We start from the raw sequence: 15,393 nt of genomic DNA on the forward strand, positions 1-15,393 counted from the left end.
AACCTTATATAAAATTCCTACGGTGTACGTAGCTTATGCATGTCTTAAACCAATAAGTTTAATATGGAAGTTCAATATTTAAATGTAGCTAACATGCCATCTTTTTAAGAAGGAAGTTACAAACATTTGTGAGAGCATCCACCTGTGAGAGCAGGTTTATGGACATCTAGAGAGAACGGCATATGTGGGGCTATATAAAAACCTTACGTTTTATACGTAAGGTTTTTTTGTTGCATAGATATATCAATATTATCTTGATTCACCTGTGAAGTTTCCGTAATAAATGTAGCACTTTCTGTCTTCATCAATCTCTCTTGAATCTAAGGAGAACTCCATAGACATGCCGTCTCGCTGAATATATATAATATCTGAATGAAGAGATGGTAAAATTTCTTCATAGTTCCATACATCTTGACTATCTACTATGTTTGAACTCGTTTCACTTAGTTCTCTAATTTCAAAACCGATGTAGGAGTATGTAGGGTCTGAAGGGTCATTTGCGAAAACTTCTTTTTGAATATAAATAACTGCTGTTCCGTCTGGATCAACCGAAGTTGCAGTAACAACATAAGTATTTTTCTCTTTAATAAAATATTCACAAGTCATGCGTGCGATAATTTCAGAATTAGAAATATTGGCGTAGTTCCATAAAGCAGGATACCCTTTCGTTTCATCATTAAGTCGATATTCTAAGCGCATTTAATCCCTCTTCTTCCTTTTTCTTCTACTTTATCATGCCATCCTATATAATAGGAATAGAATTTAAAAAGGGGAGTGCGAAGGTGACAAAAACGAAATGGCTAGTAGGTGGTGTCGTAACGTCTTTAATGACTGGCACTTTATTTGGTTGCGCACAAGATCTTCCCCCAAAACCAAATGATAATAGTTGTTCTGATTGGGATTGGGATGATGAACTTGGGGTATGGCAGTGTGATGATAGTAGTTCAGGTTATCGTGGGCATTATTTCTATGGTGGGCGATACTATCAAAATAAATCCACTTTTAAAAATTCATCGGCGTTTAAATCGTATCAATCGTCTGCTGAATTTAAAGGTGGAATTGGAAGCGGTTCAAAGGGAGGATTTGGGGGCTAAAATATGTCGCAATACATAAGGGATCGAAAAGAATTTTATTTGAAATATCCGGATTTTTGGTCGGATTTATATGAATGTGAGTATAGTTTGTTTCATGTTTTTTCTATAACAAATCAGACTTTGGACCAATTACACTTAGCGACTGAACGAATGGGGAAAATATTTTTTAAGACTGCTAGACTGCTGCGTAATTTAAGTGACGAACAGCTTCTAGATCTTGGCTTTCCATCCGCGAGTTTATCTTTCATTAGAATGAAAGGGCTCTATCCTGAATCTGTAATTTCGCGATTTGATTTTGCTGTAACAGAGGATAACAAAATCAAAATGCTTGAGTTTAATAGTGATACACCAACTTTTATTGTGGAATGTTTTCAAATGAATGGGAAAGTATGTGGAAATCTAGGCTATGATGATCCAAACTCGGATCAAGAACGATTGCTATCTTCTGGTGTAACGAAAGCAGTAATGGAAGCGACAAAGGGATTAGATAATCCAAATGTTGTTTTTACAGCACATCATGAACATATCGAGGATTGGAATACCACTATGTATTTAAGTCAGCTATGCCATGTTGAAAATAAAGTAGTGCCAATGTCAGAACTTAGAATTACAAAGGATGCTCTAGTCGATAAAGATGGGGCGAAGATTGATGTTTTATATCGCCAAACATATCCGATAGAAGATTTAATTGAGGATCAAGATCCTGAAACAGGAGATTTGGTAGGTGTGGAACTGTTACAACTTGTAAAAGCCGGAAAGCTTTTTATAATAAATCCTTTGTCAGCATTTTTACTTCAGCCAAAATCAATTCAGTGTCTTATTTGGGGGTTAGCAGAAGAAGAGGCCTTTTATACAAATGAGGAACAACAGTGGATTAAAGAATATATGTTACCTACATATTTAGAACCAGATTTATTTTTAGGAAAAGGTTCTTTCGTTCAAAAACCTTCATTTGGGAGAGAAGGAGATACAATTACGATTCGCGATAAAGACGAAAATATTATGCTTCAAAATGCACACCAAACATATAAAGCGTCACTGCCGATATTTCAAAAGTATATCGAACTGCCAGTCGTATCCTTGGAAACCGAAAAAGGGATCGAGAAACTGTCATATGTGTTTGGTTCGTTTTTAATTGCTGGAAAAGCGAGTAGTATCGGTATTCGTGCGGGAGAAAAGATTACAGGAAATGAATCGTACTATTTACCGGTAGGTATAAAAAGGAGGGGAAAAAATGATTAATTTTTTATTATATTTAGTAGTAACACTCGGCCTTTTATGTATAGGTCTGTTCTTGATGGAAGTGACAACGAAAGTAAAGGAATTTAAGTTAATGGCTCAAGGAAATAAGGCGGTAAGCTATGTGCTTGGAGGACGATTACTTGGGTTAGCTGTTGTTTTATATTCGACAGCAGCTAATTCAATTTCACTTCTTGATATGATTTCGTGGGGAGCAGTTGGGATTTTGGCTCAAATTATCGTCTTTTATTTAGCTGAGTGGCTTACACCACGCTTTAATATAAACAAAAGTCTCGAAGAAGATAATCAAGCAGTCGGTCTTTTTCTTATGTTTTTATCAATTTCAATTGGGATTGTAATTGCTGGTTGTATAACTTATTAAAAACTTTACGTTTAAACGTAAAGTTTTTTATTTTATTCCGTAAAAGCCCGATTGGTGAGGGCTAATAATCAGTGGGGGATGAACAAAACCCCCACTGATTAAAGTTACACTTTATATACGTTAGTTTGCCATACCTTTTGAAAAAATTGTAGGCTACGGTTGACATCTATTTTAAATAAGAGTAACATTTTCAATGTAATGAAAATAAGTCTCTGTTAGGTGAGGCTCCTGTATAGAGAAATGCTACTGCCCAAAAATGTCGAGAGACGCCAATGGGTCAACAGGAATGATCGAATTAAGGTTTTTCTTAACGTAGCTGGTAATGTACCTATGCTATACAGTGCTAAAACTCGGTGAGGGAGAGGTCCGTAGATTTCTAATTATATTAGAAATCGTTTATTTGTGTATGTAATGGCCGCTACTCTCTTAAGGGTAGGGGTCTTTTTTGTTACCAAGCTATGAGTAATTTCATAGTATAAACTATAAAATTAAACGAGGAGGTGAGGAGCATGTCAAATTCTGACTCGGTTCCGTTACCCATATACTTCAAATCAAAAATATATGATGTAGGCAGGAAACGATTTGTTCCTCCCTCTATATTTATCACAATGTAGCGTTTATAAAACGCGAGAAACTTTCACAGTAAAGTGGATAAATTGAGAAACAAAGCGTTTCTTCCTATGTTGTAAAGGAGGAGACGATAATATGTTATATGCAAACAAAACTGTGGGTAACACGTCATATAAACTAAGTAAAAAATCAATAAAAGAACAAACAATGCTCCAAAAAAATAAAGATTTATTAATTGAAATTGCAACAAGAGATGTCAAATCTGTATTTGCATATTTTAAAACAACAAGAGACGGACTATCAATGAAAGAGGCACAAAAACGTATTCAAGTATATGGCCGAAATGAACTAACTTCAAAAAGAGCACTTCTCGCAGAAGTCATGATGAAGCTTGGTGGCATGATTCCAGGTTTTTCAAAACAACGTGTGTGTGATGAATTACAACGTGAAACGATTACTGTATCTAGAGTAGAATGTTCTAGTAGTACAGGGCTAAATAGTGAACTGAAAATGATGGAGATACCAGTGCAAGAACTTGTACCTGGAGATATGATTTTTCTTTCGGCTGGAGATGCTGTGCCAGCTGATGTACGTATTATTTATGCAGATGATTTATTAGTGAATGAGTCTGTGTTAACGGGAAACGAAGCGAATATAGAGAAGTTTGAGAGCTGCTATCACCTTGAACGTAAACGATTTATTCCATTAAAACGGATGAAAGATTATAATCCACTTGAGCTTGAAAATGTATGTTTTAAAGGTTCGCATATCGTTAGTGGAAATGCAAAAGCTATCGTTGTTTCTACTGGAAAAAATACGTATTCAGGCATATTGCATACTTGTTGTAGTAGAACGTCTTAATGTGTTAATGGTGCTAAATATACAAAAACAATGTATAATAGACAAAGTTGAGCAAAAACGTAGAATGGTAATCTATTTATATAACCTTACGTGATAACGTGAGGTTATTATTTTTTTAATAGGAGAGGAATTATGAAAAAAGTATTATTAGTTGATGGTATGGCACTATTATTTCGTGCTTTTTACGCAACAAGTGTCTACGGACAATTTATGAAACGACAAGATGGAACCCCTACGAACGGGATTCATGGTTATATGAAACACTTGTTAACAGCTACGCAAGCGATCGAACCAACACATATCGTTACATGCTGGGATATGGGAAGTACGACATTTAGAACAGAATCGTTCTCGAATTATAAAGCAAATCGTGCAGCGCCACCAGAAGAATTAATTCCTCAATTTGATTTAGTGCAAGAAATGACTGCGAAATTATCCATTCCAGTTATCGGTATGAAAGGCTACGAAGCGGACGATTGTATCGGTACGCTTGCAAAACAATACTGCAATGAAGCTGAAGTTTATATTTTAACTGGTGATACAGATTTACTTCAACTTGTTGATAAGAACGTTACAGTTATGCTTCTGCGTAAAGGAATTGGAAATTACGAATATTACACACCGGAGAGAATCATGGAAGAAAAAGGTGTAGAGCCGTGGCAAATCGTCCATGCAAAAGCTTTCATGGGAGATACAAGTGATAATTATCCAGGTGTAAAAGGTATCGGTGAAAAAACAGCGTATAAGCTTATTCAAGAGCACGGAACAGTATCCGCTGTACTAGAAAATGTAGAATCATTAACAAAAGCGCAGCGTACGAAGATTGAAAGTGATTTAGAGAACTTAAATATTTCGTTGCAATTAGCACAAATTCACTGTGAAGTTCCAATTTCATGTTTACTAGAAGAGGGATTACACACAATGGATGAAGAAAAACTTAGATTTGTTTGTGAAGAAATGAATTGGGGAAGACCTGAAATATTAATAAATATGCTATAAATAGTTTGGAAAGAGGGATGTTGCATAAGTCGAACTTTGACTTGGTGACACCTTCTTTTTGTTTTTGTAAACAGTATGATAGTAAATAAAATTATGTCGAACTCAATTTTAAATATATAAATGTTTCGACAAGATATAATGATAAAAGTTGATGAAAATAGTAATTTTTATAATGAAGTGAATTAATTTCAACATAGTTTTAGAGAGTCTTTTTTTTCGTGTTCACAAAGTTGTCAGAAAATAAACGGAATTTTCATATGAAGTTCAAATAGAATTCACAACAATCAATTATTATAAGGACACACAGATAATTCTTTATCTTTTATATAAACCATCCCCCAAGGAGGACAATGAAAATGAGAAAAAAAGTGAGAAAATCTTTTAAACAATTATTAATTGAAAATAAACAATTACTATTAAATAATAAAGAAAATATGAAAGAAATTGAAGAGAGAATTGAGAAACGACATGTAGCATATAGTGGTGCTAGTAATTAAATAAAATAAAAAAGATAGCCTATGCAGGCTATCTTTTTTATTTTATATTGAAAAAACGCTATTCATCTCTTTAATTTATGTAAATTTGCAAGATATTTTTATAGCGTTTTTCTATCAATATTACTCATTTTTCGAGGTTGAAATTGGTATATACCAATTTTTGAGATTCGCTATTCATAATATTACAAAAAATGTTACAATACACTCAAATTTATACTATAAAATCATTTTAATATGAAAAATTGGAATGAAAAGAAAGGAGAGGAATATGAATAAAGATGTCGCTTTGAAATGATTATTATCATTTCATTAGGAGTTGATGTAAAAAGATGAAGAGATACGAGGAATTGGATTCTATAAGAGGGATTTCTTCATTAATAGTAATGATCGGTCATCATTTAATGATTTTTTCAGCATTTCAAAATTACAGTTATGAAGATAATAAACCATTTGTTGTGTATCTATTAAAAGAAACGCCTGCTCGTCTAATTTTTAGTAGTGGTAATGAATCTGTTATTATCTTTTTTGTTTTGAGCGGATTTGTTTTGTATGAATCTATTCAAAAAACCTATAGTAGTTATGGATCATACCTTTTAAAACGTATATGCAGAATATACATTCCCTATATTGTAGCACTAATTATAGCTATTATATGCCAGACTACAATTAGTGGATATGGTATTTCTTATTTAAGTGAATGGTTTAATCGCTCGTGGACGATTGAAAGTTCTTCAAGTTTAATAGCGCAACATATTTTATTGGTTGGGAAATATAATACAGATGCATATAACGGTGTGATTTGGTCACTTGTCCATGAAATGCGAATATCAATAATTTTTCCGCTAATTTTGATGATTTGCTTACGAAAAACGTTGAGGTGTTCATTACTATTATTGTTTAGTTTTAGTATATGTTCTGTCGTAATATTATTTTTGTTTCGCTCGGGCTTAACATTAACAAGCTATGCATTAACATTGCATTATACGGTGCTGTTTTTACTAGGGGCACTAATTGCGAAGTATAAAAATAAATTAATAGTTTTTTATAGTAATTGTACTAAAAACACGAAAATTGCATGGTTTTTATTTGCGATTTTACTTTTTATGTACGAAGGACTTATTGGAGAAATGAAAGTGCTCAATAATTTCATATTTCGAGACTACGTAGTGGCGATAAGTGCAAGTCTATTTGTCATATTAAGCTTGTCAATATCAACTTTGTCGTCCTTGCTACGCAATAAATACTTGTTATATTTGGGGAAGATTTCTTACAGTCTTTATTTATACCATATTATATCGTTGTTTTCCCTTATATACATGCTCCATGAAATATTACCGTTGCCTATTATTTTAATTTTTTCACTTGTTTTTTCGTTTATACTTGCAATACTTTCGTATATATATGTAGAAAAATTTGCATTCAGAGTCGGAAAGTATGTAACAAAACAAGTGGATAGAAAGAAGAGAGGGGTATCTGTAAAGAGTGACTTGCAGGATGTTATTCAGAAAAGGGCGGTGAAATAATTGAAGCAAGAAATGAGTATAAAAGATTTTCAACAATTATTGAAAAGAAGATTTGTAACGATTATTTTAACGATGTGTTGTTTAACCGCTTCTTTAGTTCTTATCTCTATGTATGTTTTAAAGCCGTCATATCAATATTCAATGCAAATTCTTGTTGGGAATTTAGATGAGTTTAATAAGGAAAATTCAACAAATAAAACACAAGAAAATAAGCAGCTAGTAACATCGTATGTTGATATTTTAAAAAGCCCATTAATTATTTCAACAGTCAAAAAAACTTTGGGATTAGAGCAATCAAGTTATGAATTAGCACAAAAAATTTCGGTGGTGAATATGGACAACTCACAAATTGTAACTGTTACAGTAAAAGATTCCAATCCGAAAGTCGTGAAAGACATTGTAAAGACATTGGCAGAGCAATCACAACAAAGTTTTCAACAGTACACAAATGTACAAGGTGTGAAAGTGTTGACGGATCCTGAGTTACAGGAACAGGCTGAAAAATTGTTTCCAAAATTTCAACTGATCATTCCTATTTCCTTAATTGTTAGTTTTTTTGTTGGGATAGGTTTAGCTGTATTTCGAGATTATTTTGATGAACGTATATACACGGAACAAGATTTAGAGAAAATAACAACAGTCTCTGTTATTGGTCACATAAATATGAAATCGAATAGAAAAAAGAAACCTACAGAGGTTGATAAACAATCATCTATATATCGAGGTGAACATGTCGATGTTTAGGACAAAGAAACAGCTGCCATTCGATCTGCATGATGATCTGATGAAAGAGCAGTTTTATACGGTGTATCACGATCTGAAAAAAACTGGAAAACAACTGTTCACAGTTAGTTCAACGAAGGACAGAGGGGTTGTTGCCTCGCTTATAGTAAATATGGGTCTAGTGTTTGCGGAAATGAAGAAAAAGGTGTTACTTATTGATGTGAATTTTTCTGACCCTAAATTAAATGTATTATTACAAAGTGATCACATGATAACAGTAAACGATATAATAAGCTCTTCCCCCTACAATTATGAATCTTTTTCTAGTAATTTGTCTAAATACTTATATTGTATTCCTGCAAAAAAAACAGTACACACAGGGACGCCCTTAGTTGCTATGGATGAATTTGATAATGCGATTGCTAAGTGGAAAGAAGATTTTGATTACATTTTCTTTTATTCTTCTGAAGTATTTGATCTTCCTGCTACGCACATTATTGCAGAGAAATGCGATGGAGTGGTCTTAGCAGTTAAAAAGCGAAAAGATTCACTACGTACAGTGCAAAAAGTAATAGCGGATATAAATAGGAAAGAATGTGAATTAATAGGTATAATTTTATATTCTTGAATGTGGGGGTAACGATCCATGATTCGTGAAACAAATCAAGCCAAGTTGTATACGATTCCGGCTCAAGAAAAGCCTAGCATATTGAATCGAAGTGTAAAACGCTTGTTTGATATTATATTTTCACTCATATTGTTACTATTAACGATACCAATTATGTTGTTCTTTTGTATTATGATTACTTTAGAAACATCAGGGGCTCCAATTTACTTTCAAGAACGTTTAGGTATAAACGGGAAGAAGTTTAATGTATTTAAATTAAGATCAATGGTAAAGGATGCTGAAATAAATGGCCCACAATGGGCAAAAGAACATGATTCAAGAATTACAAAAGTTGGATTGTTTATAAGAAAAACGAGAATTGATGAATTACCACAACTTTTAAATATTTTAAGAGGAGATATGTCTTTTGTAGGTCCTAGACCAGAGAGAGAGTTTTTTTATAATGAATTTGATGCGTATATTCCAGAATTTAAGGAACGTTTAATAGTAAAACCAGGATTAACAGGATGGGCACAAATAAATGGAGGGTATAATCTTGATCCAAAGGAAAAGTTGAGGCTTGACATGGAGTATATTGAAATGAAAACATTTCGGATGGACATCCGTATTTTATGTAAAACCGTTTTAATTGTATTGAACGGTAATGGTGCAAGATAAATATGTAAGTAGGTTACTTGCAAAGGAGAACTTGTATGGATAGATCTATTCTAAACAATATTATCCATCTATTTTATAGTACAATTTTAGCTAACCTTCTTCAGGCCGTCAGTTTAATTGTTTTAGCAAACTTTTTTAACGCACAACATTATGGGATGTTTAGTGTTGCCATAGCAGTGACGTTTGTTATGTTATTCTTTACAGACTTAGGACTTAGTAATACGTTTCTTCGAGAAGGGGCAAAGGATGGAGCAGATTTAGAGCAGATTTTATCATCGTATATAAAAATAAGGATGATTCTACTTATTTTTATTTCTATCATCGGTTATATTGCTATTCATTATATGTATGCGGATAAAAATTTAATTTATATGATGATAAACGTAATGTTTTTCATGTTAATAGGATTAACTTGGCAAAACATAGGGATTGCCTATTTTCAACTGACGGAACGTATGAAGTATATAGCGCTCATAAAAGTTGTATCAGCATCAGTTGTCATTATAATTACATGTTTTTGTATTTTCGGAGAGTTACCGGTGTATGTAACAGCTCGCTTATATGCTTTTGGGTATATGATCGGTGGTTTATTCAGTATATATATCATGAGAAAAAAGACGAAAATGAATATGAAAGTCGTAATTCATAAAGCGTTATTTTGGCAATTAACTCCCTTTATTATTAGCGGTTTTTTAATAATGAGTACGCCACAATTAGCACCTATCTTGCTTAACTATACATTGCCATTAAGTATGGTAGGTGTTTTTGCAGTGGCGTACCGGATGCCGGCAGCTTTATATCAAGTACCAGGGGTAATTGCAGGTGCATTTTTTCCAGTGCTCTTTAAGCATTATAACCAGAATAATATAGAAGAGCATACGAAATTAAATTTACTTCAAATTAAATCAATGGCGATTGTAGGAATATGTATGACGATCGGTTTATATCATTTAGCACCATACTTTATTTCTATATTTTTTCATGAAGAATGGAGCAATGCAGTAGAGCCACTCCAAATATTATCATTTCTTATTGTGCTACAAAGTTTAAATATTGCCATTGCTGACGGTTTAACGACGAGTGGATGTCAAAATAAGAGAACTGTTGTGCAGTGTGTAGCATTGGTGATAGGTGGGGTTATGCTGTATAGCTTTAGTAGTCTTGGTGGAGTGATAGGAGCGGCATACGCTATGGTTTTATTTGAAATAGTCGCTTTAGTGGGATATATAGCAGTGAGTGTAGTGAAGAAAAAAATTGTATTCCAAATTGTAATACCGTATACAATTTATTTTGGTGTAACCTTTATTGGAGTGCAATATATATTGCATACATATCATTTAATTGCGCTTGTTCTTAATATACTAATTGTACTAGCTGCCATATTCCTATATGATTATGAGCTAAAAAAACTTCTTCTTTCTTTTATAAGAAAAATACGCAAAAAGGATTATATTACGAAACAGGGGATATAGCCTATGGAAAATAATATGAAAGTATCGATGGGATGGATTATTCTTCTAATATTATTTGTTATGTTAAGTAAATACAATTTATATATTGGATTTTCATTGAAGATATATATGATTTTTTTAGTCATATATTTTTGTTTAACAATTAAAGACTTTCATATTCAAAAATTATATTTTCATGAAGTTATATTTTTACTGTTTTATTTCATTTATTGTTTAAGTGGAATTCTTTCTATGTATTTAAATGCTAGTATTCGTATGATTTTTGGCGTGCTACTCGTTTTAGGATGCTATTTTATAATGAGGAATTTATTGGGGAATACTGAAATAGTGGTACTTGAATCATCTATTGCTTATGTAGGAGTAGTATTTAATGTTGTAAGTCTAATACTCTATATAATCGGTTTACAATACTTTAGTTTATACGGTGGAGAAGAGAGAGAAATTTTTGCTGGTTTATTAGTGGATAGAGGATATCCACGGTTAATTGGATTGCTAGATGATCCTAACATCTTTATTTTCTATAATACAATATTTTTTATGTACTATATGACGAATTTACAAAATATCACTAACATTCTAGGGTTAATTTTATGTGTTACGACGAGTTTATTAACTTTTTCAAGGGGTGGTATACTAGCGCTTGTGCTTGTCGTTTTTGTATATATATGTATGTCTAGTTTCGCTAAAAAAATAAAAATAATTATAAGTTTAGTATTGTTTAGTGTAGTTATTTTTAGTTTATCGAATAGTGTAATGGGGGGGCAATTAGATGACATATTAAATAAACGAATTTCTGATTTTTCCCATGATAATGGAAGTGGTAGATTTACATTATGGGAAGCTGCTTTTAAATATTATTTATCCAATCCATATATCGGAATCGGTGCTTTTAACTTTTCGAATTATTATGAGTATCAATTTAATGAAAAATTATATGTACACAATACATTTTTAGAAATCTTGTCTGAATCGGGTACAATTGGTTTTCTTCTATACAGCGCGTTTTTATTCATATTAATGTTCAAGCTAGCGCAGCATACTTTGTTTCGTGAAAAACCATATCTTCTATTGACTATGATTGCATTTATATTTCAGATGATGTCATTGTCACTCATTATTAACGAAGCCTTCTTTTTATTTTTAGCAGTTGTTGTGAAGTATATTTCAATATATGAAGGAAGGGGAAAGATAGATGGTAAAATGTCTATCAGCACATAACGAGCCGCCTTATGTTTCTGTAATAACACCTTCTTATAATAGTATACGATTTATAGGTGAGACAATTTTATCTGTACAGAATCAATCGTATGAAAACTGGGAAATGCTTATCGTTGATGACGGTTCAACCGACCAATCTGCCACAAAAATTAAAGATATAATAGAAGGAGACTCACGTATTAGGTTATTATCATTAAAACAAAATGTTGGTGCTGCTAAAGCTCGGAATTTAGCGATCCAAGAGGCGAGAGGAAGGTACATTGCCTTTTTAGATAGCGATGATATATGGTTGCCGCATAAATTGAAGACACAATTGTTATTTATGGAAGAAATGAATATTGCTTTTTCATATGCGTCGTATAGTTTAATTGATGAAAACGGTAATGAATTAAATCGTGAAGTGAGTGCACCAAAATCTGTTGACTATCATTATTTAGTAGGAAATACAATTATCGGTTGTTTAACAGTGATGATTGATCGTGAAAAAATTCCATATGTCGAAATGCCTAGTATACAGCCGGAAGATACAGCGTTATGGCTGAACTTATTACATGAAGGGTATGAAGCAAAAGGGATACAGCAAGTGTTAGCAAAATATAGAATTGTTACAAATTCTGTTTCTAGAAATAAAATTAGAGCAGCTTTCCGGTATTGGAAATTGTTAAGGGAACAAGAACGACTGAATTCGGTGCAAATTTTTTACTATTTTAGTAAGTATGCTTATCATGCTTATAAAAAAAATAAAATCAATGTAGTTGGGAAGACGCAATTATGAATATACTGTTGATGACAGATAAATTGATAACTGGCGGAGCCGAGAGCTATTTTTGTAAATTGGAAAGTAATTTGCGTTATGATGATTTTAAGATTTATACAGCTGCAGGTGATGGAGAACTATATGAATCTCTTACTAGAAAAGAAAATTTTATATTACTTAGTCGATGGAATCATTTGAGAAATATTTATTATTTACGAAACGAAATTTGTAAACGAAAGATAGAGCTTATTCATGCAAATAGTTTGCGAATGGTATTATATGCTTTTCTAATTCAAAAGTTTATTAAAAAAAAGATGAAAATTGTTTATACGAAACATAATGTAACGATATTAGAAAAGAAAATGCCAACGCTTTTTCGTTATTTCATGAATAAATATGTGAACAATATTATTACAGTAAGTGAGTTTGAGAAGAATAATTTAATTTCAATTCATGTAGCAGAAGAAAAAATAAATACAATTTATAACGGTGTCGATATTGAAAAGTTTTTATTCCAGCAGAAAAAGAAAGAATCTACATATAAAATAGGGATATTAGCTAGATTATCCAAAGAGAAAAACCATCAACTATTTGTCAAAATTGCAAATGTGTTGAAAAAGAGAAATGATTTTATGTTTTATATTGCTGGTGATGGACCAGAGAAAGAATCGATTATGAAAGAAATAGAAAAATATGGATTACAGCAAAGGGTGAAGATGCTAGGGAATATTTCAGAGCCGCATGAGTTTATAGGGAATATGGATGCTTTACTTTTATTATCTTTTCGTGAAGTGTTTCCAATGGTAGTAATTGAAGCGATGGCTACAGGGACACCAATTGTTTCAATAGATGTTGGTGGAATACATGAAGCGGTAATAGATGGAGAATCAGGTGTTTTAATATCTGAATATTGCGAATCTGAATTCGCAAGTGCACTTGAAGAACTACAAGGGGATGAACAAAGGGTAAATGATATTAGATTGAAAGCACGAGAGAAAGCAGTGAGGTATTTCTCGTTAGCTAAAATGATAGAAGAAACGAAAAATATATATGAGTTAAACAAATGACCGGGTAGGTCGTTTGTTTTTTTAATTATAGAAACTTTTAAGAGAGAACTCACATATTATATGAAAAAAGGTAATATGAGGAGTGAATTTATTTTGTCAGAATATATTTCTTCCCAAGAAGATTGTGCGCCAGAAAGTAGCGTTCACATTGATTGTTTTGGCGCAGTTCCAAACTCGGGAAATGATAGCTCATTAGCAATTCAGCAAGCTATTGATTATTGTGTAGCGAATCGAATTTCGACGGTTAGAATTACAGGGGTAAATACGTACAAAATTGTAAAGCCGATTGTTATTAAATCAAACGTAAGATTAGAGTTAGATCCTACCGTAACGCTGCAAATTGATGGGGATTTTAATGCATTTGAGCTACAAAGTAACGCTTCGATAGTTGGTGGTACTATTCAAGTTATAAATTCGTTGTTTCAATCGGCTGTCATTTATGTTTCTGGTTCACAACAAATCGAAGTACCTAATCAATCTGTTATATCAAATATAAATATAATAAATACAACTCCATCGTATAAAGGAAAAGCTATACATTTTTATTGTCAAAAGGCATGGGATTATATTAGTTTCTTTCAAGTTAAATTTATTCAAATTAAAAACTTTCAAACTGCAATATATTTGAAAACAGAGTATATAGATGATGTCAATACACCTTGCTGGATTAATGCCAATGTATTTCAATCAATATTTATTGATGGATGTGTGTATGGGATTGAAGTAGATGGAAATAGTGATTTGCCAAATGAAAGTTCAGGAAATACGTTTCATGATATTCAAGTGCAATGTAGACAACAAACGAAAAAAGCAATTCGTTGCTCAGGTGCGTATAATACATTTGATTGTATGATTTGGGATACGTACCGGATGAGTAGTGAACAAATTGTCATTGAATTTTCTTCTAATTCGCATCGTAACTACCTTTTTTCAAATTTACTTTCTACAACTATTGTAGATAAAGGACAATACAATGTTTGTAAGTCTACCTATGAAGAATCTCTTCGAATTCAGTTACCGATTACGTTAAATAAACCACATTTAATAGGGAATCAAGATGATATTTTAGTAAATGCTCAGCAGAAGTATACGATTAAGCAAGTAAGTGGGAAAGTGCCTTACGGGGGGAATCTCGCAAATTGCTTTAATTTAATAGATGAACAAAGTGTAAACTATATTGACGTTCCAGATAGTAATCCAGTTGTAATTGAACTGGATTTTATGAAAAAACCAATACAAATGTTAAATTGTTTTGGAATGTATTTTGGGTGGGGAGAGAGCCCAAAGAAAATTAAAATTGAATATGCATTAAGCGCAACTGGAAGTTGGGTTATCGCGTTGGATGTTCCATTAAATGTTGGCGATACAATTATATCGAATATGAAGGCGAGTCAGTTATATAAAGTTAGAATTACATTAAGTGGTTATTCTCAAGATCATAAGCGTTTTCGAATTAATCGTATTTTTGCAAGGTCTTCTATGGAAAACGGGAACGCTTGGTTAGCGACAACTGGTGGAAGAATGTTTGGAGATATTGAAATAGAGGCAAGTAAAGGTATAATCATGAAGACTGCTAGTGGAGTGAAATGGAAAGTTACTATTAATGAAGCTGGCCAACTTATTACGACTAAGATAACTTGAGATGTTGTTTAATTGTATATCCTTGGACGAGTTACAACGTAGTGGGATATAGGTAATGAAAAAGA

General features: G+C 32.5%; 16 protein-coding genes, 1 other RNA gene and 1 riboswitch. Of the genes, 16 read left to right on the forward strand and 1 reads right to left on the reverse strand.

Annotation, left to right across the window (positions count from 1 at the left end; genetic code table 11):
• The first annotated feature begins 11 nt into the window (after positions 1-11).
• A non-coding RNA gene (ssrS, locus tag ACUL40_RS00065) (6S RNA) lies at positions 12-195 on the forward strand.
• 54 nt (positions 196-249) lie between these two features.
• Here the strand turns inward: ssrS and ACUL40_RS00070 are convergent.
• The gene (locus ACUL40_RS00070; RefSeq protein WP_001235523.1) at positions 250-699 is read right to left on the reverse strand and encodes a hypothetical protein; all 450 of its coding nucleotides are present in this window, start codon (positions 697-699) and stop codon (positions 250-252) included.
• 83 nt (positions 700-782) lie between these two features.
• Between ACUL40_RS00070 and ACUL40_RS00075 the strand changes: the two genes are divergently transcribed.
• The 15 genes from ACUL40_RS00075 (at position 783) to ACUL40_RS00145 (ending at position 15,328) form a co-directional block, all read left to right on the forward strand.
• Positions 783-1,094 carry a hypothetical protein gene (locus ACUL40_RS00075; RefSeq protein ID WP_000169030.1) on the forward strand — a complete coding sequence of 104 codons (312 nt, stop codon included), beginning with the start codon at positions 783-785 and terminating at the stop codon, positions 1,092-1,094.
• Between the two features lie 3 nt (positions 1,095-1,097).
• The gene (locus ACUL40_RS00080) at positions 1,098-2,336 is read left to right on the forward strand and encodes a glutathionylspermidine synthase family protein (RefSeq protein WP_000084933.1); all 1,239 of its coding nucleotides are present in this window, start codon (positions 1,098-1,100) and stop codon (positions 2,334-2,336) included.
• On the forward strand, positions 2,329-2,715 hold the full coding sequence (locus tag ACUL40_RS00085) for a DUF350 domain-containing protein (protein WP_000606868.1): 387 nt from the start codon (positions 2,329-2,331) through the stop codon (positions 2,713-2,715). The genes ACUL40_RS00080 and ACUL40_RS00085 overlap by 8 nt, the downstream gene beginning before the upstream one ends.
• A gap of 204 nt (positions 2,716-2,919) precedes the next feature.
• Positions 2,920-3,085: riboswitch (M-box (ykoK) riboswitch) on the forward strand.
• A gap of 335 nt (positions 3,086-3,420) precedes the next feature.
• Positions 3,421-4,146, forward strand: coding sequence for a P-type ATPase (locus ACUL40_RS00090; RefSeq protein ID WP_000964949.1), 726 nt, complete (start codon positions 3,421-3,423; stop codon positions 4,144-4,146).
• Positions 4,147-4,278: 132 nt separating this feature from the next.
• Positions 4,279-5,145, forward strand: coding sequence for a 5'-3' exonuclease (locus tag ACUL40_RS00095; RefSeq protein ID WP_000757073.1), 867 nt, complete (start codon positions 4,279-4,281; stop codon positions 5,143-5,145).
• Positions 5,146-5,501: 356 nt separating this feature from the next.
• Positions 5,502-5,642, forward strand: a complete 141-nt coding sequence (locus ACUL40_RS00100; RefSeq protein ID WP_167316532.1) for an FbpB family small basic protein — start codon at positions 5,502-5,504, stop codon at positions 5,640-5,642.
• Positions 5,643-5,971: 329 nt separating this feature from the next.
• On the forward strand, positions 5,972-7,165 hold the full coding sequence (locus ACUL40_RS00105) for an acyltransferase family protein (RefSeq protein WP_000833042.1): 1,194 nt from the start codon (positions 5,972-5,974) through the stop codon (positions 7,163-7,165).
• On the forward strand, positions 7,166-7,909 hold the full coding sequence (locus ACUL40_RS00110) for a YveK family protein (protein ID WP_065382081.1): 744 nt from the start codon (positions 7,166-7,168) through the stop codon (positions 7,907-7,909). It begins immediately after the preceding gene.
• A complete protein-coding gene (locus ACUL40_RS00115) occupies positions 7,896-8,516 on the forward strand; it encodes a CpsD/CapB family tyrosine-protein kinase (protein ID WP_167316531.1) in 621 nt (206 codons plus the stop codon). The genes ACUL40_RS00110 and ACUL40_RS00115 overlap by 14 nt, the downstream gene beginning before the upstream one ends.
• 18 nt (positions 8,517-8,534) lie before the next feature.
• The gene (locus ACUL40_RS00120; protein ID WP_000617653.1) at positions 8,535-9,173 is read left to right on the forward strand and encodes a sugar transferase; all 639 of its coding nucleotides are present in this window, start codon (positions 8,535-8,537) and stop codon (positions 9,171-9,173) included.
• A gap of 35 nt (positions 9,174-9,208) precedes the next feature.
• Entirely contained in the window at positions 9,209-10,645 is a 1,437-nt protein-coding gene (locus tag ACUL40_RS00125; RefSeq protein ID WP_000376138.1) for an oligosaccharide flippase family protein, read from the forward strand.
• A 3-nt stretch (positions 10,646-10,648) separates the two neighbouring features.
• The gene (locus ACUL40_RS00130) at positions 10,649-11,863 is read left to right on the forward strand and encodes an O-antigen ligase family protein (protein ID WP_000429874.1); all 1,215 of its coding nucleotides are present in this window, start codon (positions 10,649-10,651) and stop codon (positions 11,861-11,863) included.
• Complete coding sequence (locus ACUL40_RS00135) at positions 11,838-12,638, forward strand: glycosyltransferase family 2 protein (protein WP_000237682.1); 801 nt, start codon at positions 11,838-11,840, stop codon at positions 12,636-12,638. The genes ACUL40_RS00130 and ACUL40_RS00135 overlap by 26 nt, the downstream gene beginning before the upstream one ends.
• Positions 12,635-13,687 (forward strand): glycosyltransferase family 4 protein, encoded by a 1,053-nt coding sequence (locus ACUL40_RS00140; protein WP_001023704.1) that lies wholly within the window; start codon positions 12,635-12,637, stop codon positions 13,685-13,687. Before ACUL40_RS00135 ends, ACUL40_RS00140 begins: the two co-directional genes overlap by 4 nt.
• 93 nt (positions 13,688-13,780) lie before the next feature.
• Positions 13,781-15,328 (forward strand): hypothetical protein, encoded by a 1,548-nt coding sequence (locus tag ACUL40_RS00145; RefSeq protein WP_445423049.1) that lies wholly within the window; start codon positions 13,781-13,783, stop codon positions 15,326-15,328.
• Positions 15,329-15,393 lie beyond the last annotated feature (65 nt).

It is taken from the genome of Bacillus sp. KNSH39 (assembly GCF_052656585.1).